The following is a 21,261-nucleotide window of genomic DNA, read 5'->3' as shown; positions in this document are numbered from 1 at the left end:
GGATCGGGATAATGAAAAATCAACTAATTTTACCTTTTGCCCTGAGTACTTTACTGACCGCACTTTCCGGGTGTGGTGGTGAAAGTGCCACCATTTTTGAGGATCCGACCACTGGGGTAAAGACGTCCACCAATGGCTGTCTGGCATCTGCAGATAAATGTCTTTCATTTGTACTGGATTACCCGGTTGAAGGGCTGAATTTCGATTGCAGCAGTGATGGCAGAAATCACTTTGTGACGGAGAACATTAATAATACAGTCACCGGAGGTTGTACCGTCGGTGACAAGGTGAAATTTTATATCCAGGGTTCCCAGACGGCACATCAAATCTCCCTGGGTGAGGTTGATCTGAACAGAATCAGATCAGTCAGGATCGATCAGCAGCCGGCTCAGATCGGGCTGCTGGACATTGCTGCTGCAATGACCGGAAAGCCTGTTGCTCAGCTGTCCATGAGTGATGACACATTCAGGGTCATGGTGGGGCTGGTACGTATTTTCCAGGCTGTTTCCGTGGCACAGGATGCAGGTATTGAAGGCGATATACAGCCGATTGGCTTGACGGATACACTGAAGAATGACCTGAGTAAGATTGAATCATCCATTGATGTCAACAATCTGCTGAACGGAAGTTATGTTTCAATTTTAAAACCGTGGATGGATGTCAGCAGCATCAGTGAGGCATCTGCACAACAGGTGGCAGAGCGGCTGATCAGACTGGCCAATGTCAGTAACTACACCACCAACTTTCTGATCCTGAGCACGGCGCTGGTGGATATACAGGGGTTCAGTGGCAAGGGGGTATTAAATACTGACCAGGAAGCCCTTGCAAATATGTATTTATTGACCACTCGCGAGGGATATACGCTGGGCTATGCGGTGCAATGGACCGGAAAACCGGTGAGTGTTCAGGGTCCCGTCAGCAATTTCCTGACAAAATATCAATTACTGAGTCAGGTGCCGCCACAGAAATTAAATGCAGATGCCCAGAGTGGATGGATCAACCCACTGACGAAGAAGATAGAAAGTGGGCAGCCATTGGTGCTTCGTTCTGCTGCAAATCTGGCGGATCATTTAAATATCTATCAGGGCACTTTGTTGAATGGTACCAATATTGTCGGTACAGAGTTCATGTATAAAAATGTCACAGGAGACAGCCGGGCGCCCGCGGATACCAATATCTATGGTCGATGGACCCAGACGCTGAATAACGAAGAATATGCCGGGTCAATTGATGTTTTCCGCTCAAATCCTGCCACCTATCTGGATAAGCAGGTATTTCGCAGTATCAATACGGTGAAAACCGGAGAACAATATGTTTTCCCGCTGTATGCAAATTTGATTTTTAACTTTGCAGATAGCACGATCCCAAGTGTAAAACTGGGCGTGGTCATTGATGAAAATGGTGATATACGGACTAATATTGGCGCGAACCCGACGGCGACGGATCTTTCATCTTCACAATGTACGAATGTGGATCCGGTCACTTATCAGGATACCACTACAGGGGTGCAGCAATACCGTATCGGTACGACAGGTATTGCCACCGCTGCTGACCGCAATAAATTATTGACCATCCGTATGATTCTGTCGAATCCGGTTTTTGGGAATATAGATGGCGCCCTGGTGGGTTTAAATGAAGCACTGGTTTCTTTGCCGACCCAGTTGTCTGATAATAATGCAGGTGAAAATGTGGTGACTGTCGGTGGAGTCCGTCTGAATCTGCAGAACCTGATTGTTGATCCGTCAACATCACGTGGAATCAATATCACAGGCTGGTCGGGGGATACTTCAGTGGTTGCGGAATGGACCAATATGCATGCTGCTTATCAATTCAGCTATAATACGAATCCTGATAATGCAGCGAAAGTCAGTGATGCTCAGCGGGAACTGGCAAAACGCCAGCGCGGGACGCTGGGGATCGAATTACCGGGTTGTTATAGCATTAAAACTAAGTAATAACAAGGGGCTGTACTAGATAAGGTTTAAATTCCAGTCCAAAATCGCAAAACTTTCAATTGTTGTTTTGGGCTTCCATAGTTAAATCTAAACTCGCATTCTTTCAAAAACAAGGGAAATGATTCCTTCGGAATACCATTATATTTTCGCAGTATTCTTTTCGCTTGATTCCAAAAATTTTCGATCCCATTAATATGATTTTTCCCATTTGCAAAGTGAGTAGAATGATTAATTCTATGATGGCAGAACCCCGCAACATCCAAAGCATTGTAACTACGCCATTGATCAGTATAGACGATGCTATCAGGTGTTATTTTCTTTGCAATTACAGGCATTAAGGTACTGGATTTAGTGTCTGGAACAACAACGGTATAGACCTTTCCATTACGCTTTAATAATCCAAAAACTATCATTTTATCAGCAGCACCACGACCACGCTTACCTTTGCGAGTGCCGCCAAAATAGCTTTCATCTAACTCAATCTCACCATCAAATATTTCGAGAGCTTCCATCTCTAAATAATAAGCAATAATTTTACGAACTTTAGTAAAGAAAAGAGCAGCCGAATTATGATGAATTTCTAATAAATCAGCAGCAGCTCTTGCAGTTACACCGAGCACGAAAAACTCCAGCAACTTTAATTGAGTTTTCTTATTTAATTTACAATTGGTTAGCTTCATTTTCATAGATTAGCACATTGCTAATCTAGTACAGCCCCAATAACAAAAAACCAGGCCATAACAGACCCGTAAAAAAACCATCCGAGAGGATGGTTTTTTTACGGCAGAAGCATTGCCGTGCATGAAGGTCAGCCGGTCTGATCCAGTCGGGACCCGAGGGTTTCCAGGTGCAGGGGATAACAATTGTTCCTGCGGTCTTCAAAATAATGACGCAGGGTACGTTCCACACTGGGAAAAGCCAGCTCATTCCAGGGAATTTCATGTTCTTCAAACAGGCGGCTTTCTATGGTTTCCTCACCGGCACCAAACTGACCGTCGATAATGTCTGATTTGAATAAAACGTAGATCTGACCAATGCGTGGAATATTGTACATGCAGTATAGTTGTTCAATGTGCACTTCCGCTTCAGCCTCTTCGCGGGTTTCACGTGCGGCCCCCTGTTCCATGGTTTCATTCAGTTCCATATAACCGGCGGGCAATGTCCACAGACCATAGCGGGGTTCGATTGCCCTTCTGCAGAGCAGGACTTTATTTTCCCAGAGTGCCAGGGCGCCGCAAATGACTTTAGGGTTAATATAATGAATGGTGCCGCAGTTGGGACAAACCTGGCGAATTCTGTGGTCACCCAAAGGCATTTGTTCTATGGTTATATGTCCGCAGGTCGTACAAAAACTCATAAGCGTCATGGAAAATATCGGATGGTTCAGCATAACTGAAAATCTTTGGTTTCGCATCATTTATAGCCTAATCCATAAAATTTCATATATGATGTCCTTCATGCTCAAAAGAGATATGACAACAGATGCCGGATCATCCATTAACACAGGTATTACAGCAGCGGTTACGATTTTCAAAGCGTATTCAGCCTGCATCTGCCGCAGTGTTAATCGCCATTACGGATGAGCCTGATGCTAAAGTTTTACTGACCCGCCGTTCCACTGCCCTGAACAAACATGCCGGTGAGGTTTCCTTTCCGGGAGGGAAACGTGATCCGGGGGATACCAGTAATATTGTGGTGGCATTGAGGGAAGCCTGGGAAGAAACGGCACTGAATCCATTTGATGTCCGGTTGCTTGGCGATTTACCCATGCAAAGGGCCGTCAGTGGCATGTCGGTGAAACCGGTGGTGGGGCTGATCCCGCCTGGTGTTCAACTGGTTGCACAACCGACTGAAATTGACCGTATTTTTTTCGTGCCTTTAAAACAGTTGATGGAGTCACCTCCCACTCCGCATGAAGTACGGTTGAGCCGTCAGCCGGTCCATTTCCCCAGTCTGAGTGTTGAAGGTGAAGTGATATGGGGGCTGACCGCACGTATTCTGATGACACTGTTTCAGTACGGGCTGGATTATCATAAAGAATGGCCATTTTTACTGAATCCGCCGGATTTTAACCCGGAAAATTCTGACGGATCTGCATCTTCATAAAAACGAAGTATGATTTAAATCATCGGAGACGTGGTCTGTATTCAGGGAGTTTAATTTGATGATGTATACATTTCAGGGACATTCACCCATTGCCATGACTCAGCCCTGGGATGGCTGGATTGCGGAAAATGCAACCGTGATTGGTCAGGTGGAGTTGGGTCGGCAAGTGAGTGTCTGGTTCGGCGCAGTGATACGTGGTGATAACAGCGTGATCCGACTGGGAGATTTCAGTAATATCCAGGAAAATGCAGTACTACATACTGATCCGGGAATTGAGTTGAATATTGGCCGTTATGTCACCATTGGGCATCAGGCGATGCTGCATGGCTGCACGATTGGAGACAATACGCTGATTGGCATTAACGCGGTGGTACTGAATCATGCCGTGATCGGTAAAAACTGCGTCATCGGCGCAAATGCCTTAATTCCGGAAGGCAAAGTGATTCCGGACAACTCCCTGGTGATGGGGTCACCCGGCAAGGTAGTGAAAAGTCTGGATGCAGATGCAGAGGTCCGTCTGAAAATGAGTGCCATGCATTATGCTGAACATTTTAAACATTTCATGCACCTGGAAAAGTTTGAGTTTTAGCCATATAGCAATTGTCGGTGGATATGCCGGCTTTTTTGTATCGGCATCATGAGGAATTTTTTGTACGACGTAAACGCTATGTAAATGAGTGAAGCAGTGGGGTATTATAGGCGTTATTTTAAAAGCTTCGCTAAGGTTGTGCATGAAATTGCTGGCACTGGAAACTGCCAATGAGCAGTGTTCTGTTTCTATTGTTGACGAAACCCGGGGACTGTTTTTCCAGTCGGATGAACGGGCAAAAGCACAGACACAGGCCATTTTGCCCATGATTGAACAGGGTTTACAGCAGACCGGGCTGCAGATTTCAGATCTGACGGCAATTGCTTTCAGTCGTGGTCCGGGTTCCTTCAGTGGAGTGCGCATTAATGCTGCAGTGACACAGGCATTGGCCTGGTCAAATGATTTGCCAGTGATTCCAGTCTCCACTTTACAGGCAGTTGCTCAGGCGGCATTCCGGCAAGCCGGGCTGCAACAGGTCACAGTTATGCTGGATGCCCGGATGCAGGAAGTCTATATTGCCAGTTTTCAGCTGGATCAGCATCAGCTGATGCAACTGGTCGACGAGGAAAAACTACTGGATTATCAACAGGCAGCAGCATATCAGAAATTTACAGTGGTCGGTTCAGGTTCGGTTCTGATTCAGCCTGATCAGGAGCAATACCGGCAAATCAGTGCAAGTGCAGAAGACATTGCCGTGATTGCACGGTTTGATGCCATGCAACAGCAATGGGTCAGTGCTGAACAGGCGTTGCCGGTTTATTTGCGTGATAATGCCTGGAAAAAAATTTCAGAACAGGGTAAACCCTGACTTTAGGATACGACATGGATCTTTTACTGCTGCTGAAGGCAGCAATTATGGGAATTGTGGAAGGAATTACCGAATTCCTGCCAATTTCCAGTACAGGACATCTGATTCTGGCATCAGAGCTGATGAGTTTCTGGACAAAGGAAAAAAGTGACGTGTTTGTGGTCGCCATCCAGATTGGCGCCATTGCTGCGGTCATCTATGAATACTGGACAAAACTGTGGGGCGCCGCACTTGGCTTATTGACCGGTGAGAAAAAAGGTCGTCATCTGGGGATCAGTCTGATTGTGGCGTCCATTCCCATTATGCTGGTCGGGCTGACCTGCGGTCAGAAAATAAAAGAACTGTTATTTAATGATATTTCTATTGCCCTGGGCCTGATCATTGGCGGTTTGATCATCTGGTGGGTGGAAAAAAATCCGCCGAAAGTCAATGCCGAAGAAGTGGAACAGATTTCCATTAAGGAAGCCATTTATATTGGCTTAATTCAGGTGCTGGCGCTGGTGCCCGGGACTTCCCGTTCAGGTGCTACCATTATTGGTGCCATGATGCTGGGGGTTTCCCGTAAGGCCGCCACGGAGTTTTCATTTTTTCTTGGAATTCCGGTGATTATCGGGGCCGGCTTGCTGGATTTGTATCAGAGCTACCATGTATTTAACGGTGCACAGGATTGGCTGGTACTGGGGCTGGGGACATTGGTCTCGTTTATTTCGGCATTGCTGCTGATCCGGGCGCTGGTGGCTTATGTGGCAAAACGTGATTTTATGATTTTTGCCTGGTATCGCATTGCCTCGGGTCTGATCATTTTATTGTTTGCTTTCACAGGCTGGACCTTATGGTAAGCGGGATGCGCTTATTGACGGAAGACCGGTTTATGGAAAAAGCACAGGCTTATCAGGCAGTGCTTTTTTCACGTGGTGTGGATGTGAACATTGAGGTTGTGAATCAGCTTAATGCCCGGTTTCTGCGGCTGAACCCTGACATGGCATTGTGTGTGGATGCCTCCGGGTTGTGGCTATGTGGCAATGGCATGAAAATGCAGCCCGACTGGACAGCAGAAGTACCCCGTTTAAAAAGAGCCAGCTTAAAGTCGGAAATGATTGCACGCGCCTGTCATCTCAGTGAAAAACCTGCTGTGATTGATGCAACCGCCGGATTGGGCCATGACAGCCTGCTGATGGCTCATCTGGGTGCCAGGATTACCCTGATTGAACGGCATCCGATTCTGTTTACCCTGCTGGAAGATGCAAAAAATCAGGCAGAGTCAGATCCATTTCTTGGGCAGGTTGTTGCACGAATTCAACTGGTATTTTCAGACTCAGCAGTTTATCTGGATCAGTTGATTGCCCGGCAGCAGATGACGGATGTGGTTTATCTGGACCCGATGTTTCCTCAGCGGGATCAGCATCAGCAGGTGCAAAAAAAACAGGCTCAGGTCAAAAAACAAATGCAGTTATTGCATTTGCTGTTGCCGGAGCAGGGCGAAATGGACCTGGGAGATCATCTTTTAGTCTTAGCCCGGAAAATAGCGAAGCGGGTTGTGGTAAAACGTCCACGTCTGGCGGTTTTTCTTGCAGCGCAGCAACCGGATCATCAATGGCAGGGTGACACCTGTCGCTTTGATGCCTACTTTAATGAAAACATGTATTGAGTAATTTGGTAATTGTTTCAATAATAGCCGGAAAGTTGTTATATAGTTGAAAGCAATACTGATAAAGCCTTCACAGGATATTAACCACGGATGCTGATCTCAGCCGACCACCCACCATAACTGAATTTCTATGATAGACCTTAAACCCTCCATTAACTTCTGGCATGATTTGAAAAGTAACCAGCGTGCGGGAATGTGGTTATTTCTGGGGTCGCGTAAGTCATTGCAGATTGTCCATCCGTCCATCATGCAGCTGATTTTCTGGGGCATCCTGGGGGGCAGTGCCAATACACTGTTCAGTTGGTTGGTGGCCGGAGATGGCGGTGTTTTTAACCGACAGGGATTGGTCAGTTATGCGCTGTGGCCTTTTATTGCCTTGATTGTCGGCATTTTTCTGTCTCAGCGGATTAATAATTCAAGGCTCATGCTGGTGCCTGCCCTATTGTGGCTGGTGCTGGATACCCACATTATGCTGTTTCAGTGTCTGATTCAGTATCTGGGGAACCTGGATTATCTGCCGGGTGTGTTGTATGACTTTGTTCCGGTGCTGTTTGTGGTGCTGTTTGTGTGGCAGAGCCTTGCCGTGGTGTGGGTGTTTTCACGTGAGCTGAAGTGGCCCTGGTGGGAACGGGCACTGATTATGCTGGCCACCTTTTGTACCCTGTTGGTCTGGCAGGTGTCCATTAAGGAACAACCAATCTGGAAAGTGGAGGAAACGCCACCGACACTTTCTGAAAATGCATTTTATGCACAAAGCCGTTTGTTGAATAAAGCATTGGAACAGGTTCAGTTCGGTGAGTTTGCACAGACACACTGGTATTTCCTGGGAGTGGCCGGTGCCAGTTATCAGGATGTTTTCAAGCTTGAAATTGAACGGATCAGGGAACAGTTTGACACCCGTTTTGGGACCTATGGTCGTTCCCTGGCGCTGGTGAATAACCCGGAAACCCGGACAGAACTTCCAGTTGCATCCCGGACCAGTATGGAAATGGCACTGCGCCGTATTGGTCAGCAGATGAACCGTGAAAGTGATGTGCTGTTCCTCTATATGACCTCACATGGTTTACCCAACCAGTTTGAGATGGAAAATGAGCCGATTGATCTGAAAGATGTCGATCCGACATGGTTAAGGGCAGCGCTGGATAGATCCGGCATTCGCTGGAAAGTCATTGTGATTTCTGCGTGCTATTCAGGCAGTTTTATACCGGCCTTACAATCTCCGGACACGCTGATCATTACGGCTTCTGCCGCAGACCGGGCTTCATTTGGCTGTTCCAGTGACACGGACTCCACTTATTTTGGCCGGGCCTTTTTTGATCAGGCCATGCGTGAACATAACAGTTTGAGGGCCGCTTTTCAGCAGGCAGTTGAAACGGTGACAAAATGGGAAAGTAGTCAGGGTTTTGAACCCTCTGAGCCGCAGTGGGTCATGGGTAAGAATATGGAGCTGATGCTGCCACAGCTGGAACAGCATTTATTTCCACAAACCGGTGTTCAGCCGATCAGTCACCCGGCATCGGGTGGGATGACTGAGCAGAAAACAAAACTGAAAGCAATCAGCTTAATACATTAATTGTTAAGGCACTGAAAAAGGAGGACATGTGATGGAACTTATACAGCGCAATACCTGTTTTGAAGGGGAGCAGCGGATTTATCAGATCTCCTCATCTGCTTTGAAAGGCCAGACCCGATTTGCCCTGTATTTACCGCCGCAGGCCTTAAAAGCACAAAAATGTGCCGCGGTTTTTTTCCTGGCAGGACTGACCTGCACCGAAGAAACCTTTGTTATCAAGGCACATGCCCAGCGTCTGGCGGCCCAGCTGGGACTGATCCTGATCAGCCCGGATACCTCACCACGCGGTGAAAATGTGGCCAGCGCGGATTCATGGGATCTGGGGCAGGGGGCTGGCTTTTATATCAATGCCACACAGGCACCGTGGGCAGAGCATTACCGGATGGAAAGTTATCTGGTGGATGAATTATATCCACAGCTACTTGCTGAATTTCCCATTCGGGATCAGGCAGTAGGAATATTCGGTCATAGCATGGGCGGACATGGTGCCCTGACACTGGCCTGGAAATATCCACAGAAATTCCGATCGGTTTCTGCGTTTGCACCGATTTGTGCACCCAGTGAATGTCCATGGGGAGTCAAGGCATTTTCCAGTTATCTGGGCAATGATCCGGTTGAATGGGCACAGCATGATGCCACGCAACTGCTGTTACAGAAAGGGGCATTATTTGATGAGGTGCTGATTGATCAGGGTCTGGCCGATCAGTTCTATAGCCAGCTGAATCCTGAACTGTACCGGCAGGCCTGTGAGCAGGTCGGGCAAAAACTGACTTTAAGACAGCATGAAGCCTATGATCATGGGTATTATTTTATTCAGAGTTTTGTGGATGATCATCTGCAATTTCATGCATTGCAATTGCAGAAATAGCCGGTTTAGCTGGCAGATTCAGTAATAGCGGCAGCCACCGAGCGCTCTGCTATTTCATTTGCATTCAAAAAGATATAAACTTTCTCTTTATTATTTGCACTTAAAAAACCAGTGATTCAAGTCAATCATGCAGACATTGAAAATCACCCTTGTCCCGATAAATTTAAAAAAAGAGAACATACATGCAGGAACAGAATTCCCCGCAACAGCCAGACCGTTTTTCCACAGCTGCTGATACCGGATTGCCTCCAGTTAAGGTACCATTTCAGTTCTCTGCTGATTCAGGTCAGTTGCATCGATTTAAATTTCACGGTCAGGCGATGGAATATTTCAGAATCTGGATCGTCAATATTTTATTAACCATTGTGACTTTAAGTCTGTATGCGCCGTGGGCAAAAGTCAGACGGCTGCGTTATTTTTATGCAAACACTGAATTCTTTCAGCGCTTTTTTGATTTTACCGGATTACCGGTCAAAATTTTATATGGCCGTCTGATTGCACTGGGGATATGGGCTGCATTTGCAGCATTCGGCTATCTGGAACCGAAGGTTGCCATTTTTGGGTTTTTATTTATTTATCTGGCGATTCCGTGGTTACTCAGAGCGACCTTACGTTTTGCTTCAAGAAACAGTAAATATGGCAACAGTCGTTTTTATTTTGAAGGCACGACCGGAACCGCCTATAAACAGTTTTTCCTGGGGCTGCTGATTATTATTTTTACACTGGGATTATTTACTCCGGTGGCGGTGTGGTTGTACAAACGCTATACGTTGGACCATCTGTATGCCGGGCAGTTGCGTTTTAAGCTGAATAATTCATGGTCAGATTACATGACCGCCGTGTATGTGCCGGTTGTGCTGTTTATCGTGCTATTGATTGTGATTGGCGTGTTGATAGTTACGTTAATCCCGATGGTAGGCAGTGGCTTGGGGCAAGCCGGTGTTTTCCTGTTTTTTGCGGCTTATCTGCTGGGGATTATTTTTGTTGGCCCGCTGATACAGGCCCGTATTTTTATCACCAGCTGGAACCACACCACGCTTGGACAGAGCCAGTTTGAGACAGACTGTAATCAATGGCGCTATGCCTGGATTGTGGCAAGTAACTGGATTGTGAAACTGCTCAGTCTGGGATTGATGTCAGCATGGGCTGCCATTCGTCTTGCCAGATATCAGATTGAGTCCTTAAGCTTGTCGCTGGCGGATGATCCTGATCAGATGGTGAATATGCTACAGACGGATCACAGTGCCATTGCGGAAGAAATCAGTGATATTTTTGATTTGGATATTTCATTGTAATCCAGGATGATCCTATGCAGTCAGTTTCCGTCATTTTCTACGATGGCCTTGTTTCAAAACCGCATCATGCAGAATTGATTGCAATTGATGCAGATTCGATGATGGTCAGTTATGACGATCAGGGCAAAAAGCAGCAACGGCTGAAGACGGAACAGATGACGCTGATTGGTGCACTGGGGAAAAAGCCGCCGGTTATTGAACTGGATAATGACGCACGTATTGAATTTCTCAGTCATGAAGTACCGGACTGGTTGCCTGTGCAGAAGAATCAGTTTCAGCACCGTGTCTGGAAGCTGGAAAAATCACCTGCCTTGATTGTATTCAGCGTAATTGTGGTGGTTGCACTGGCATTCGCTGTACTGAAATGGGGAATTCCTGCGACTGCCCGGCTGGTGGCTTTCCAGTTGCCTGAAAATACCCTGATGCAGGTGGGAAATCAGGCAGAAAAATATATTGTTGAGGACTGGACCCGGCCCAGTCAGTTGCCGCAGAGTCGTCAGCAGCAGATTCGGTCTGAATATCTGCAGAAAATTGCCGGGGACAAGGCTGCGAAACTGATTTTCCGTCAGGGCAGTAAACTGGGGGCAAATGCAGTGGCATTGCCCAATCACACCATTATCATGACCGATGAACTGGTGAAAATGACTGCCAGTGATCAGGAAATTCTGGCGGTGCTGGCACATGAGCAGGGCCATCTGGTGGAGAGGCACAGTTTGCAGCAGGCACTGTCCAGTCTGGGCATGAGCATACTGTATATCGCCATGACCGGAGACAGTTCGGACCTGTTGACCTCACTGCCGATTGCCATCATTGGTTCCGGCTATTCACGTAAATTTGAACAACAGGCCGATTTTTATGCGCTGCAATTGATGGATCGGCAGAAGATTGATGTCTCACATTTTGCAGACTTTCTGCAACGTATGAGTGAAGAAACTGCCACTGAGAGAAAGGAGAAAAAACAGCAGGCCACCGGCAGTGGGATGTCTGATATTTTTTCTTCTCATCCGGCAACGGCTGAACGCATCAGAATGGTCCGTGATTTTGAAAAGCAGCAGAAACGACGCTGAGAATCATCGTTTTTCCTGTGTGGCCATGATCCTCATCATTTGGGCAGTATCAGTTTTGGTGCTGCCATTCCACATCGAATTGCTGCTGCGCCATTCGGTTCAGATGGTTAATAACAACCTGCTCCAAGTGTAAATAATCTTCACGTTGTGTATCAATCTGAACGGCCAGTTGATCTGCAAGTGGTTGCATAATGACAGTCGCATCCGGCATAAAAATGCTCAGAGATGTTCCAGTTTCCTCTACTTCAAATTTATGCTTCCAGTGATTCAGCAGCCGTTTGGCAATACGTTGTGATTCATGGGTCAGAATAGCTGTATTACTTTTCATTTTCATTTACTCCTGAGCTGAAAGTTAAACATAGCAAATGTAATAGGGGCAGTGTAGGGGGCGAATGGAGCCTTTGGTTGGTTTTTTTTTGCGATACTGTTCCTGCAATGATAGATTTGAAACAGGGAGGGGATTTGAATTGGAAAGCTGAGACCATCCTGATGATTGACTAAATTTGTTATACTTGTGTCATCAGAAAGTTCACAGCCAGGTAAGTCCATGTCCAAGCCCTATCTAATCGCACCTTCCATTTTATCCGCAGATTTTGCCCGTCTGGGGGAAGAGGTGGAACATGTACTGAAGGCCGGTGCAGATGTGATCCATTTTGATGTCATGGACAATCATTATGTCCCAAACCTGACCTTTGGTGCAGGGGTGTGCAGGGCCTTAAAGAAATATGGGATTCAGGCGCCGATTGATGTGCATTTAATGGTGTCTCCGGTAGATCGTCTGATCGGGGATTTTCTGGATGCCGGTGCAGATATTATTACGTTTCACCCGGAAGCGTCAGACCATATTGACCGTTCCCTGCAACTGATTCAGGCGGGTGGCGCAAAGGCAGGCCTGGTATTTAACCCGGCGACGCCGCTGCATTATCTGGACTATGTGATGGATAAGGTCGATCAGGTTTTATTAATGAGTGTCAACCCGGGCTTCGGTGGACAGAAATTCATTCCGATTACGCTGGAAAAACTCCGTCAGGCACGTCGTATGATTGATGCATCCGGCCGGGATATCCGACTGGAAGTGGATGGCGGTGTGGGGCCGGGGAACATCCGTGAAATTGCAGAAGCGGGTGCGGATATGTTTGTTGCAGGTTCTGCAATTTTTGGACAGCCCGATTATAAAGCTGTCATTGACGAAATGCGTACTGAGCTTGCCCGCGCCGGTGCCGTAACTGCATAAAATATTCCACAGTTCAGAGCGGCAAGTTGTGGATAACTCTGATGATAACTCTGTGGATAACTGTGTTGATAACCCGATGTATAAATTGGGTATAGATTAAAAAGAATTACATCAGGCATTTATGAAAGGGCTGACAGCCTGTTGGAAACAGCATGATTTCATGTGAATTCCGTGTGTGGGCTGTGTAGTATGCATAAAAAATATGGGATTCAATAGTTTTGCAAATGCATATGGTTATTGTGGAAAGGCTGATGCCCGGATTTGCGCCTGCTGGCCATACGGGTTATGCTTGGCACCTTACTATTCAATGCTGAGTCGGATTGATCTTGCTGACACAACCTGTTAAACCGCTGTGGTTTATCTGTCTGATGGCGTTTGTCATTGGGTGGAGCAGTGTGTCCATGGCTTCCGTTAAAAGCATGCACCTGACCATGCAGGGTCAGCATCAGCAGATGCTGCATGAAATGTCCGGTATGTCGCAACAGCAAATGCAGCAGCATTGCAATCAGACCCCGGCAACTGAAACTGTTGACCGGCAGCATATATCACATCAGCAACATGCATTACATCAATCGCAGAGGTCACATCAGCAGCTGGATTGTATGTCCGGTATGTCGCAACAGCAAATGTTACAATCCCACCATTGTCAGGATTGCAGCCTATCCATGTGTCAGTCGCTGATTACATGGCTGAGTATTGAGGCACTGTATCTGTCTGCACCTTTGAGTTCACAGGCTGTCCAGCCGATTATTACTGATTATCAGATGCGGCATCTGAGCGGCTTCTGGCAGCAAATTTTACGTCCCCCAAAAGCTTAATCCATTTTTAAAAACTATCTTTTTTAAAGATCATTGTTTAAAAAATCAGGATTAAGTTATGTCTATTCAATTATTTAGAAGCCTTTTATTGGGCATTTGTATGTTTTTTTCATCGGGTCTATTCGCCGCCGTGAAGCAATATCACCTCAATATCGATGAAACCACTGTCAATGTTAACGGGAAACCATTCAAGCGGATTACGGTCAATGGCCAGTTTCCGGCTCCCTTACTTGAATTTGAAGAAGGGGATGAAGCGGTGATCCATGTGCATAATCATCTAAAAAATCAGGATTCATCCATTCACTGGCATGGTCTGCTGCTGCCTGGGCTGATGGATGGTGTCCCGGGTTTCAATGGCTTTCAGGGGATCCAGCCGCAGGGGGATTTCAGCTACAGATTCAGGGTCCGTCAGAGTGGAACCTACTGGTACCATGCACACAGTAAGGGGCAGGAACAGGATGGGCTATACGGCCCGCTGGTGATTTATCCCCGTGGCAGACAACCGCTTGCAGCATATGAAAAAACGGACCGTGATGAGGTGGTGATGCTGTCGGACTTCCATGAAAATACCAGTGCTCAGATCATGAGTAATCTGAAAAAATCAGCTGAATATTATCAGAATCGGCGGGAAACCGTGTCTGATGTATGGAAGCAGTTGCAGCGGGATGGACTGAAGTCCACATGGCAGGACCGTTCGATGTGGAATCGGATGCGGATGCTGAAAACTGATTTGTCAGATGTGACCGGCTATACTTTTCTGGTGAATGGCAAAACCCCTCAGCAAAACTGGACCGGGTTGTTTAAACCCGGTGAAAGTATCCGTTTGCGTTTTGTGAATGCTTCAGCCATGTCTTTTTTTGATGTGCGGATTCCAGGGCTGAAGATGACAGTGGTCAGTGCCGATGGGCGGCCTGTACAGCCTGTACCGGTGGATGAATTCCGCATTGGCACCGCTGAAACTTACGATGTGATTGTAAAGCCTCAGGCTGCGCATTATCAGATTGAAGCTGAATCCATTGATCGCTCCGGTTATGCCCTCGCAAGCCTGCACAATGAAAATACGCCATTGACAGAGGCTGTGCATATGCCTGCGCCACGTCCGCGTGCCTTACTGACCATGGAGGATATGGGACATGGTGGAAACAATGACAGTCTGAATCATTCCGGTATGCAGCATCAGCCTGGGCAGGCACAGATGCCGGCTATGTCAGCGCCGGAGACATCGACTGAACATATGGGGCATTCTTCTGCTGATTTATCCAGGAAAAGTGATTCATCTCAAAAAATTGATCCATCTCAGAAAAATGACGCAGTTGTTTATGGCTGGGCCAATGCCGCTGTACCTCCCGGGATGAAGGTGCTGCAATACAGTGACCTGAAAGCACTGAGACCACAACCGGATACCCGTGAGGCAGAAACTGAACTGGTGATTCGCCTGGGCGGTACGATGGAACGCTATATCTGGACCATGAATGGTCAGAAATTCAGTGATGCAAAACCGCTTAAAGTAAAATATGGTGAACGGATTCGTCTGAAATTTATCAATGACAGTATGATGGCGCATCCAATGCATTTGCATGGGATGTTTATGCAGCTGGAAAATGGTCAGTCTGCGGCTGACATGCCGGATAAACATACGATCATTGTCCCGCCGGGTCAGACAGTAACTGCCTTATTAACCGCCAGTGAAATAGGGGAATGGGCCATTCATTGCCATCTGTTGTACCACATGAACGCCGGGATGATGAACAAACTGATTGTTGTCCGTGTTGCTGAAGTCGGGGAATCAACTCAACCCACACAGCAGACCAGTCACACGGCTGTACAGGGAGATCAGCATGCGCATCATTAAACTTTTCTCAATAGCGGTTTTCAGTGGCTCATGTCTGTTGTTCAGTGCGATGGCTTTTGCTCATGAAGGGCAGGTTGTACCGATGCAGGATGGTATGACGTCTTCTGAAACTCCTGAACACCAGGCTCATGATCATCGGAAGGATCATGGCGCACAGATTCACCAGCTCACTACTGTGGAAAGCAAATGGACACTGGATGACAGTGGCCAGGGCACCCTGAAATCTGAACTTGAAACACGGGTGGGTTCTGATGAAAATCGATTATTCATTAAAATCAATACCGATCAGCCAGAATCACAGCAGACAGCATATAAGGCCAAAGCATTGTACAGTCGCATGATTTCAGATTTCTGGGATGTTCAGGCCGGGGTTCAGTACAGTCATGATCAGGGCAGGACGGTGGATCGGCATCAGACCAGTGCTGTGCTGGGGTTATATGGCCTGGCGCCGTATTTTTTTGAAACGGAAGCTTATGTCTATATTGGAGAGGACCGGCAGCTTTCGTTCAGTCTGGAAACTAAGCGGGACGTACTGCTGACTCAGCAACTGATTTTAAAACCGCATCTGGATTTCAACGTTATTTTCAGTGATGATTCTCCACATGCTGTCAGAACCGGATTGAACAGTGCCCAGGCGGGACTGGAAATCCGCTATGAAATCAATAAAAAAGTGATGCCATTCATTGATGTTGCCTATGCATACCACAGGGGCAATCAGCAGACGGAGTGGCAGCATGCGTCATCCTCAGAACAGGGTGGTTTATATGCTGCCGGGATACGCTTTAAATTCTGACTGGTCGGTGGCGGCATAAGCATGAATAGCATGCATTATTCTGATCTCTGATCGTTCTTTTATTTCTGGCAATAGATGGGCGAACCATATATTGCCTGCACTGAAGTCAGATCACCGTGATTCGTTGTATGTTTATACGATATAATGATGCATGCTCAGGAGGAACGACCTCCCTCGCGGGTGCGGGAAAATTTTTCAGGACGTCCTGATCCCATTAATACATGTGGAGGGCGTGATGGCCTGGATTATCCTGATTTTTGCGGGTCTTTTTGAAGTGGTGTGGGCATATTCCATGAAACTGTCAGAAGGTTTTACCCGACTTACACCGGCAGTGGTTACCCTGGTTTTTATGGTACTGAGTTTTAGTCTGCTCGCCTATGCAATGCGGAGCTTACCATTGGGAACCGCCTATACCATCTGGACCGGAATTGGTGCGATCGGTTCATTCCTGGTCGGTATTTTTATACTGGCGGAACCGGTGACGGCCATGCGGATGCTGGCTGCAGTACTTATTGTTTCCGGTTTAATTCTGATGAAGTTATCATCGTCCTGACGTATGGGTGGAACGAACAGAAGCAATGGCAATGCAGCTTTCATATATGGAAATCAGCTCCCCGGTCGGTTTGTTAAAACTCGTGGCGACACAGACGGCACTGGTTGCAGTACTGTGGGAAAATGAAAATCCGAAACGGGTACGACTGGCAGAGCTGATCGAAGACAGACAACATCCGGTTTTGCTGGCAACTCAGCAGCAACTGAATGAATATTTTGTCGGGCAGAGAAAAGTATTTGATTTACCACTGGAGTTTGAGGGCACGGAATTCCAGCAGAAAGTCTGGCAGGCCCTGCTGACGATTCCCTTTGGAGAAACCCGCAGTTATCAGCAGATTGCGGAGCAGACCGGCAATATCAAAGCGGTACGGGCTGTTGGTGCTGCCAATGGTAAAAATCCCATTTCCATTATTGCGCCCTGTCATCGGGTGGTGGGGGCAAAGGGTCAGCTGGTGGGTTTTGCCGGTGGCCTGGGCAATAAGCAGACGCTTTTAAACATTGAAGCCGGCCTATTTTGACCGATTCAGCAAATAAGCGCTGAGTTGAAGCAGAAAACTAAAACCGTTTTGGAATTTTCTGCCCACCGGGAACGGGTGTTTCTGCATTTTTCAATGCACCAGATAACCAGATTTCGGCATGCTGAACCGCTTGTTTCAGATGGTCTCCCTGTGCCAGACGCCCGGCAACAAAGCTGGCCAGTGAACAGCCTGAACCATGATATTCCCCTGGCAGACGCGGGTATGTGCTTTCAGAGACCATTTCCATATTGATATACAGAGCATTGCGGATATGGTCGGGGGTGTCTTCATGGCCGCCTTTGACCAGAACTGCTTTTGCACCCATTGCGAAAAGTTTCCGGGTGGCTTTTTCCAGATCCTGCTCGCCGGTCAGGGCCCGCAGTTCCACTGTGTTGGGGGTCAGCACCGTTGCCAGCGGAATCAGTTCAGCAAATGCCCTGACCAGGGTTTGCTGGTCCCCCAGTGCGCCGCCACTGTTTGCAACCAGTACGGGGTCCAATACGTACAGATAATCCGGGTGTTCTCTTAAAAACTGAGCCAGTGCGGCAATGTTGTCTGTGGTTCCGAGCATGCCGGACTTTACACAGCGAATGGGTAAATCACTGACTACGGCATTGGCCTGAGCCAGTAATAACGGACTGGAAACGGCTTCAAAGCCAAAAACCTGCTGTGAGTTCTGAATGGTGAGCGCAGTACAGGCAATTGCTGCATGTGCGCCACTTTGACCAATGGCTTCAATATCTGCCTGTAAACCTGCACCACCGGAAGGATCCAGGCCAGAAAAACACAACACAACAGGGCGCATACCGATGTCCTTATTTCACAGAGTTCAGGTTAGTATAGGTAAATTCGCTGTAAGTCTCGAATCATTTCTTAAGGTCAGAATGGAAATAACAGGGGGGTAATATGATTAAGAATCTGCTGATTGATCTGGACGGAACGCTGACGGACCCTAAAGTTGGGATTATCACTTCGGCACGCTATGGTCTGAGTAAAGTAGGCTGCGTGGTGGCTGAAGATGAAAATCTGGACTGGATGATCGGACCGCCCTTAAAGGCATCCTTTGCCCAGATATTAAATGTGTCGGTGGACGATGCGCTGGCAGAGCAGGCTGTACAGGGATACAGGGAGCGTTTTTCGGTGACGGGATTATTTGAAAATGAAGTTTTCCCGGATGTTGCAGCAACTCTGCAGCGGTTACAGGAACAGGGCTATCGTCTGTTTCTTGCCACGGCCAAGCCGGAAATTTATGCCAGGCGGATTCTCGAGCATTTTCATTTAATCCAGTATTTTGATTATCCCTATGGCAGTGAATTAACAGGAGAACGCACCAATAAAGGTGACTTAATTGCCTATATTCTGGAAAAAGAGCAACTGAACCCGACAGAGTGTTTAATGATTGGTGACCGTGAACATGATATTCTGGGGGCACGTCGTCATGGTATTGACACCATTGCCGTAGAGTATGGCTATGGTGTGGCGGCAGAACTCGATGCAGCCAGGCCACTGGCACGGATTCAGCAGTTTTCAGCGCTGATTGCACTGCTGGATCAGCACCGTGCCATGCAGGCTGATAACCGCTGAGTTCTTCATCTGCTCGTTAACGCTCAGCAGCGGTTTTATATCAGGCCGCAGCATTATTTCAACAATTGCAGCAATGAATGGATCTGATGCGAAATTATAAGATTGATGTATTGCGTGGGCTGGCCATTCTGCTGGTACTGATTCATCACTTTAATATTCCCTATACATTGCAGGATACCGTGCTTGGCATAGCGGTTTTCGGGGAAAGTCTGAGTACGTTGATTGCCAGGAATGGCAATTATGGTGTGACCTTATTTTTTGTGATTTCAGGTTTTTTAATCACGCAGCACACTTTACAGCGCAGTGCTTCGCTGGTGCAGATCAACATCAGGGATTTTTATATTCGTCGCATTGCCCGGATTATTCCCTGTCTGATTTTACTGGTGGTGATGGTCACCCTGCTGGGCAGCCTCGGGCTTCAGCCATTTGTGAACCATGCACCAAAGGGTGCAGAGGTCTCCTATGGCATGACTGTATGGTCTGCATTGACCTTCTGGATGAATCTGCTGATCATCAAATATGGCTGGGTGAACTATGCATTGGGGGTGTTGTGGTCACTTTCTGTTGAGGAAGTGTTTTATCTGGCTTTTCCGTTGCTCTGTGTGCTGCTGGGGCGTGGCCGGGGGCTGATTTTATTGCTGGTGGCAACGATTGCCTATGCGCCGTATTTCCGGTTTTTACATGCCGGCGAAGACAGCGAAGTATGGCTTTATCATTATTTTGTCAGTTTTGATGGTATCGCAATGGGTTGTCTGACCGCATTAATCCGGCAGAAATGGCAGTGGCATCACGGTTCAAATCCCTGTGTGCTGATGCCGGTGGTCATATTGATGTGTGCCTTATACCTGTATGCACCCATCCGGGAGGTCAGCACATGGGGGATCAGTGCTTTTGCATTATTGTCCGCAGTGCTGATTTATGGTCTGGCAGATAACCGTCGGATTGAACGTCCATCCCGGAGGGTTGCAGGCCTGGTGTGGGTGGGGCAGCGCAGCTATGAGATGTACCTGTTTCACCTGATTATTCTGGGAATCATGAAGGTTTTTTATGCGCCTAAGCTCATCTTGCCTGGGGAAAAATTATTGCTGTTTCCGATTTTTCTGATGACAACTTTTCTGTTGAGCTGGTTCATTGAAAAATATTATTCAACGCCGTTGAATCTAAAAATAAGAACCAGACTGCTGCAATCGACAAACAGCAAATGGTAATTCCCCCGAAAACAGGCCATGTTTACAGTTTAGAGTGTATCGACTTTGGGGAGGAGATCAGTGCAGGCGGTATGGTTATTACCAATTGGTTAAAAGGGGATCCTATTTTGAAAGATGTACCTAAATCTGCTGTTGTAGGAGCCTTAATTCCGACTATTAGTGGTGAGGCAGCGGTTGTTGCTGCTGGAAAAACCAGTAAAACCATTGAAACTGTTGTGGGGATAAATTCAGGTATTGTAGGAGTGGGTGCTGAAGCGATTCAAAAAGTAAAGCCCAAAGAATTACCAAAAAATGAGCAACACAAGAAGGAAGGGAAATAATAATGGATGAATTAAATTATTCGGAACCTTCTTATGTGCATAAAGATTCAGATCGTATCACGGTTTTACTATCTTCATTATTTTTTCTTGGATTTTTAGTCAGTATCCCGATATATATATAAGGTTGGATGGGAGCATGCTTTAGCCGGTTCAGTTTTAGAAAGAGTTTTTGGAGTGGGATTGTTATTTGGTATAGTGTTCATGACTCTTTCAGGATTATCCTCGGTATTTCCAATTTATATTAATAATGGGGGAGGAAAGTATCGAACGCTATTTTTAAGAAGAAAAAACCTTAAATGGGAAGATGTTGATAAAATTGTTATTTTGAAACTAAGATATAATTGGAGGATAAAGTATCATGTAATTATTATTGGCAAACAAAAAAAATAAGATGGGGCGTTGAAACGTATAAAGGCGATGCTTATAGTGAGTTATATACAGTGATAGATTATTATGTTAAAAAATATAAAATT

23 protein-coding genes are annotated in these 21,261 nt (G+C 46.8%); 19 read left to right on the top strand and 4 right to left on the bottom strand.

Features of this window, described 5'->3' with window-relative positions:
* Window positions 1-11: 11 nt before the first annotated feature.
* Window positions 12-1,955, top strand: a complete 1,944-nt coding sequence (gene filF, locus ACT6PV_RS11015) for a putative pilus system protein FilF (RefSeq protein ID WP_445116397.1) — start codon at window positions 12-14, stop codon at window positions 1,953-1,955.
* A gap of 26 nt (window positions 1,956-1,981) precedes the next feature.
* Here the strand turns inward: filF and ACT6PV_RS11010 are convergent, their stop codons facing one another.
* Window positions 1,982-2,635, bottom strand: a complete 654-nt coding sequence (locus tag ACT6PV_RS11010; protein ID WP_445117078.1) for an IS1595-like element ISAbe5 family transposase — start codon at window positions 2,633-2,635, stop codon at window positions 1,982-1,984.
* A 128-nt stretch (window positions 2,636-2,763) separates the two neighbouring features.
* Entirely contained in the window at window positions 2,764-3,312 is a 549-nt protein-coding gene (locus tag ACT6PV_RS11005) for an NUDIX hydrolase (protein ID WP_445116396.1), read from the bottom strand.
* Between the two features lie 125 nt (window positions 3,313-3,437).
* Here ACT6PV_RS11005 and ACT6PV_RS11000 point away from each other — a divergent pair, with 125 nt between their 5' ends.
* The 9 genes from ACT6PV_RS11000 (at window position 3,438) to ACT6PV_RS10960 (ending at window position 11,909) form a co-directional block, all read left to right on the top strand.
* Window positions 3,438-4,061: a CoA pyrophosphatase gene (locus ACT6PV_RS11000; protein WP_445116395.1), complete on the top strand. Its 624-nt coding sequence runs from the start codon at window positions 3,438-3,440 to the stop codon at window positions 4,059-4,061.
* Between the two features lie 58 nt (window positions 4,062-4,119).
* Window positions 4,120-4,650, top strand: a complete 531-nt coding sequence (locus tag ACT6PV_RS10995) for a gamma carbonic anhydrase family protein (RefSeq protein ID WP_445116394.1) — start codon at window positions 4,120-4,122, stop codon at window positions 4,648-4,650.
* A 142-nt stretch (window positions 4,651-4,792) separates the two neighbouring features.
* The gene (gene tsaB, locus ACT6PV_RS10990; protein ID WP_445116393.1) at window positions 4,793-5,458 is read left to right on the top strand and encodes a tRNA (adenosine(37)-N6)-threonylcarbamoyltransferase complex dimerization subunit type 1 TsaB; all 666 of its coding nucleotides are present in this window, start codon (window positions 4,793-4,795) and stop codon (window positions 5,456-5,458) included.
* 14 nt (window positions 5,459-5,472) lie between these two features.
* A complete protein-coding gene (locus ACT6PV_RS10985) occupies window positions 5,473-6,297 on the top strand; it encodes an undecaprenyl-diphosphate phosphatase (protein ID WP_445116392.1) in 825 nt (274 codons plus the stop codon).
* On the top strand, window positions 6,291-7,106 hold the full coding sequence (locus ACT6PV_RS10980; protein ID WP_445116391.1) for a class I SAM-dependent methyltransferase: 816 nt from the start codon (window positions 6,291-6,293) through the stop codon (window positions 7,104-7,106). The genes ACT6PV_RS10985 and ACT6PV_RS10980 overlap by 7 nt, the downstream gene beginning before the upstream one ends.
* 130 nt (window positions 7,107-7,236) lie before the next feature.
* A complete protein-coding gene (locus ACT6PV_RS10975) occupies window positions 7,237-8,679 on the top strand; it encodes a C13 family peptidase (RefSeq protein WP_445116390.1) in 1,443 nt (480 codons plus the stop codon).
* Window positions 8,680-8,710: 31 nt separating this feature from the next.
* On the top strand, window positions 8,711-9,547 hold the full coding sequence (fghA, locus tag ACT6PV_RS10970) for an S-formylglutathione hydrolase (RefSeq protein ID WP_445117099.1): 837 nt from the start codon (window positions 8,711-8,713) through the stop codon (window positions 9,545-9,547).
* A gap of 182 nt (window positions 9,548-9,729) precedes the next feature.
* Window positions 9,730-10,842, top strand: coding sequence for a YjgN family protein (locus ACT6PV_RS10965; RefSeq protein WP_445116389.1), 1,113 nt, complete (start codon window positions 9,730-9,732; stop codon window positions 10,840-10,842).
* 14 nt (window positions 10,843-10,856) lie between these two features.
* A complete protein-coding gene (locus tag ACT6PV_RS10960; RefSeq protein ID WP_445116388.1) occupies window positions 10,857-11,909 on the top strand; it encodes a M48 family metallopeptidase in 1,053 nt (350 codons plus the stop codon).
* 49 nt (window positions 11,910-11,958) lie between these two features.
* Here ACT6PV_RS10960 and ACT6PV_RS10955 read toward each other — a convergent pair whose 3' ends face one another.
* Window positions 11,959-12,237 (bottom strand): DUF2218 domain-containing protein, encoded by a 279-nt coding sequence (locus ACT6PV_RS10955; RefSeq protein WP_445116387.1) that lies wholly within the window; start codon window positions 12,235-12,237, stop codon window positions 11,959-11,961.
* A 219-nt stretch (window positions 12,238-12,456) separates the two neighbouring features.
* Between ACT6PV_RS10955 and rpe the strand changes: the two genes are divergently transcribed.
* The 6 genes from rpe to ACT6PV_RS10925 all read left to right on the top strand — a co-directional run bounded on the left by rpe (window position 12,457) and on the right by ACT6PV_RS10925 (window position 17,676).
* The gene (gene rpe / locus ACT6PV_RS10950) at window positions 12,457-13,143 is read left to right on the top strand and encodes a ribulose-phosphate 3-epimerase (RefSeq protein ID WP_445116386.1); all 687 of its coding nucleotides are present in this window, start codon (window positions 12,457-12,459) and stop codon (window positions 13,141-13,143) included.
* A gap of 326 nt (window positions 13,144-13,469) precedes the next feature.
* Window positions 13,470-13,961: a hypothetical protein gene (locus tag ACT6PV_RS10945; RefSeq protein WP_445116385.1), complete on the top strand. Its 492-nt coding sequence runs from the start codon at window positions 13,470-13,472 to the stop codon at window positions 13,959-13,961.
* Between the two features lie 100 nt (window positions 13,962-14,061).
* Window positions 14,062-15,813: a copper resistance system multicopper oxidase gene (locus ACT6PV_RS10940; protein WP_445117098.1), complete on the top strand. Its 1,752-nt coding sequence runs from the start codon at window positions 14,062-14,064 to the stop codon at window positions 15,811-15,813.
* Window positions 15,800-16,606, top strand: a complete 807-nt coding sequence (locus tag ACT6PV_RS10935) for a copper resistance protein B (RefSeq protein ID WP_445116384.1) — start codon at window positions 15,800-15,802, stop codon at window positions 16,604-16,606. The genes ACT6PV_RS10940 and ACT6PV_RS10935 overlap by 14 nt, the downstream gene beginning before the upstream one ends.
* A 235-nt stretch (window positions 16,607-16,841) precedes the next feature.
* Entirely contained in the window at window positions 16,842-17,159 is a 318-nt protein-coding gene (locus tag ACT6PV_RS10930) for a DMT family transporter (protein WP_445116383.1), read from the top strand.
* Window positions 17,160-17,190: 31 nt separating this feature from the next.
* Window positions 17,191-17,676: a methylated-DNA--[protein]-cysteine S-methyltransferase gene (locus ACT6PV_RS10925; protein WP_445116382.1), complete on the top strand. Its 486-nt coding sequence runs from the start codon at window positions 17,191-17,193 to the stop codon at window positions 17,674-17,676.
* 37 nt (window positions 17,677-17,713) lie between these two features.
* Here ACT6PV_RS10925 and ACT6PV_RS10920 read toward each other — a convergent pair whose 3' ends face one another.
* A complete protein-coding gene (locus ACT6PV_RS10920) occupies window positions 17,714-18,481 on the bottom strand; it encodes a hydroxymethylpyrimidine/phosphomethylpyrimidine kinase (protein WP_445116381.1) in 768 nt (255 codons plus the stop codon).
* Between the two features lie 101 nt (window positions 18,482-18,582).
* On the opposite strand from ACT6PV_RS10920, the gene ACT6PV_RS10915 reads away from it, so the two are divergent.
* The 3 genes from ACT6PV_RS10915 (at window position 18,583) to ACT6PV_RS10905 (ending at window position 20,788) form a co-directional block, all read left to right on the top strand.
* Complete coding sequence (locus ACT6PV_RS10915) at window positions 18,583-19,260, top strand: HAD-IA family hydrolase (RefSeq protein ID WP_445116380.1); 678 nt, start codon at window positions 18,583-18,585, stop codon at window positions 19,258-19,260.
* 86 nt (window positions 19,261-19,346) lie between these two features.
* Window positions 19,347-20,468, top strand: coding sequence for an acyltransferase family protein (locus ACT6PV_RS10910; RefSeq protein WP_445116379.1), 1,122 nt, complete (start codon window positions 19,347-19,349; stop codon window positions 20,466-20,468).
* A gap of 71 nt (window positions 20,469-20,539) precedes the next feature.
* Window positions 20,540-20,788: a hypothetical protein gene (locus ACT6PV_RS10905; protein ID WP_445116378.1), complete on the top strand. Its 249-nt coding sequence runs from the start codon at window positions 20,540-20,542 to the stop codon at window positions 20,786-20,788.
* The last annotated feature ends 473 nt before the right edge of the window (window positions 20,789-21,261 follow it).

This window comes from Acinetobacter sp. WZC-1 (assembly GCF_052544965.1).
This window is presented reverse-complemented; position numbering and strand designations above follow the sequence as displayed.

What these genes read in the sequence shown, in the direction of transcription:
- ACT6PV_RS11010 (WP_445117078.1), bottom strand. Translation starts at nt 2,635, where the DNA reads ATGAAGCTAACCAATTGTAAATTAAATAAGAAAACTCAATTAAAGTTG.
- tsaB (WP_445116393.1), top strand. Translation starts at nt 4,793, where the DNA reads ATGAAATTGCTGGCACTGGAAACTGCCAATGAGCAGTGTTCTGTTTCT.
- ACT6PV_RS10960 (WP_445116388.1), top strand. Translation starts at nt 10,857, where the DNA reads ATGCAGTCAGTTTCCGTCATTTTCTACGATGGCCTTGTTTCAAAACCG.
- fghA (WP_445117099.1), top strand. Translation starts at nt 8,711, where the DNA reads ATGGAACTTATACAGCGCAATACCTGTTTTGAAGGGGAGCAGCGGATT.
- ACT6PV_RS10925 (WP_445116382.1), top strand. Translation starts at nt 17,191, where the DNA reads ATGCAGCTTTCATATATGGAAATCAGCTCCCCGGTCGGTTTGTTAAAA.
- ACT6PV_RS10985 (WP_445116392.1), top strand. Translation starts at nt 5,473, where the DNA reads ATGGATCTTTTACTGCTGCTGAAGGCAGCAATTATGGGAATTGTGGAA.
- ACT6PV_RS10935 (WP_445116384.1), top strand. Translation starts at nt 15,800, where the DNA reads ATGCGCATCATTAAACTTTTCTCAATAGCGGTTTTCAGTGGCTCATGT.
- ACT6PV_RS10980 (WP_445116391.1), top strand. Translation starts at nt 6,291, where the DNA reads ATGGTAAGCGGGATGCGCTTATTGACGGAAGACCGGTTTATGGAAAAA.
- ACT6PV_RS10995 (WP_445116394.1), top strand. Translation starts at nt 4,120, where the DNA reads ATGATGTATACATTTCAGGGACATTCACCCATTGCCATGACTCAGCCC.
- ACT6PV_RS11005 (WP_445116396.1), bottom strand. Translation starts at nt 3,312, where the DNA reads ATGAGTTTTTGTACGACCTGCGGACATATAACCATAGAACAAATGCCT.
- ACT6PV_RS10915 (WP_445116380.1), top strand. Translation starts at nt 18,583, where the DNA reads ATGATTAAGAATCTGCTGATTGATCTGGACGGAACGCTGACGGACCCT.
- rpe (WP_445116386.1), top strand. Translation starts at nt 12,457, where the DNA reads ATGTCCAAGCCCTATCTAATCGCACCTTCCATTTTATCCGCAGATTTT.
- ACT6PV_RS10940 (WP_445117098.1), top strand. Translation starts at nt 14,062, where the DNA reads ATGTTTTTTTCATCGGGTCTATTCGCCGCCGTGAAGCAATATCACCTC.
- ACT6PV_RS10910 (WP_445116379.1), top strand. Translation starts at nt 19,347, where the DNA reads ATGCGAAATTATAAGATTGATGTATTGCGTGGGCTGGCCATTCTGCTG.
- ACT6PV_RS10965 (WP_445116389.1), top strand. Translation starts at nt 9,730, where the DNA reads ATGCAGGAACAGAATTCCCCGCAACAGCCAGACCGTTTTTCCACAGCT.
- ACT6PV_RS10975 (WP_445116390.1), top strand. Translation starts at nt 7,237, where the DNA reads ATGATAGACCTTAAACCCTCCATTAACTTCTGGCATGATTTGAAAAGT.
- ACT6PV_RS10905 (WP_445116378.1), top strand. Translation starts at nt 20,540, where the DNA reads ATGGTTATTACCAATTGGTTAAAAGGGGATCCTATTTTGAAAGATGTA.
- ACT6PV_RS11000 (WP_445116395.1), top strand. Translation starts at nt 3,438, where the DNA reads ATGCCGGATCATCCATTAACACAGGTATTACAGCAGCGGTTACGATTT.
- ACT6PV_RS10920 (WP_445116381.1), bottom strand. Translation starts at nt 18,481, where the DNA reads ATGCGCCCTGTTGTGTTGTGTTTTTCTGGCCTGGATCCTTCCGGTGGT.
- ACT6PV_RS10955 (WP_445116387.1), bottom strand. Translation starts at nt 12,237, where the DNA reads ATGAAAAGTAATACAGCTATTCTGACCCATGAATCACAACGTATTGCC.
- filF (WP_445116397.1), top strand. Translation starts at nt 12, where the DNA reads ATGAAAAATCAACTAATTTTACCTTTTGCCCTGAGTACTTTACTGACC.
- ACT6PV_RS10930 (WP_445116383.1), top strand. Translation starts at nt 16,842, where the DNA reads ATGGCCTGGATTATCCTGATTTTTGCGGGTCTTTTTGAAGTGGTGTGG.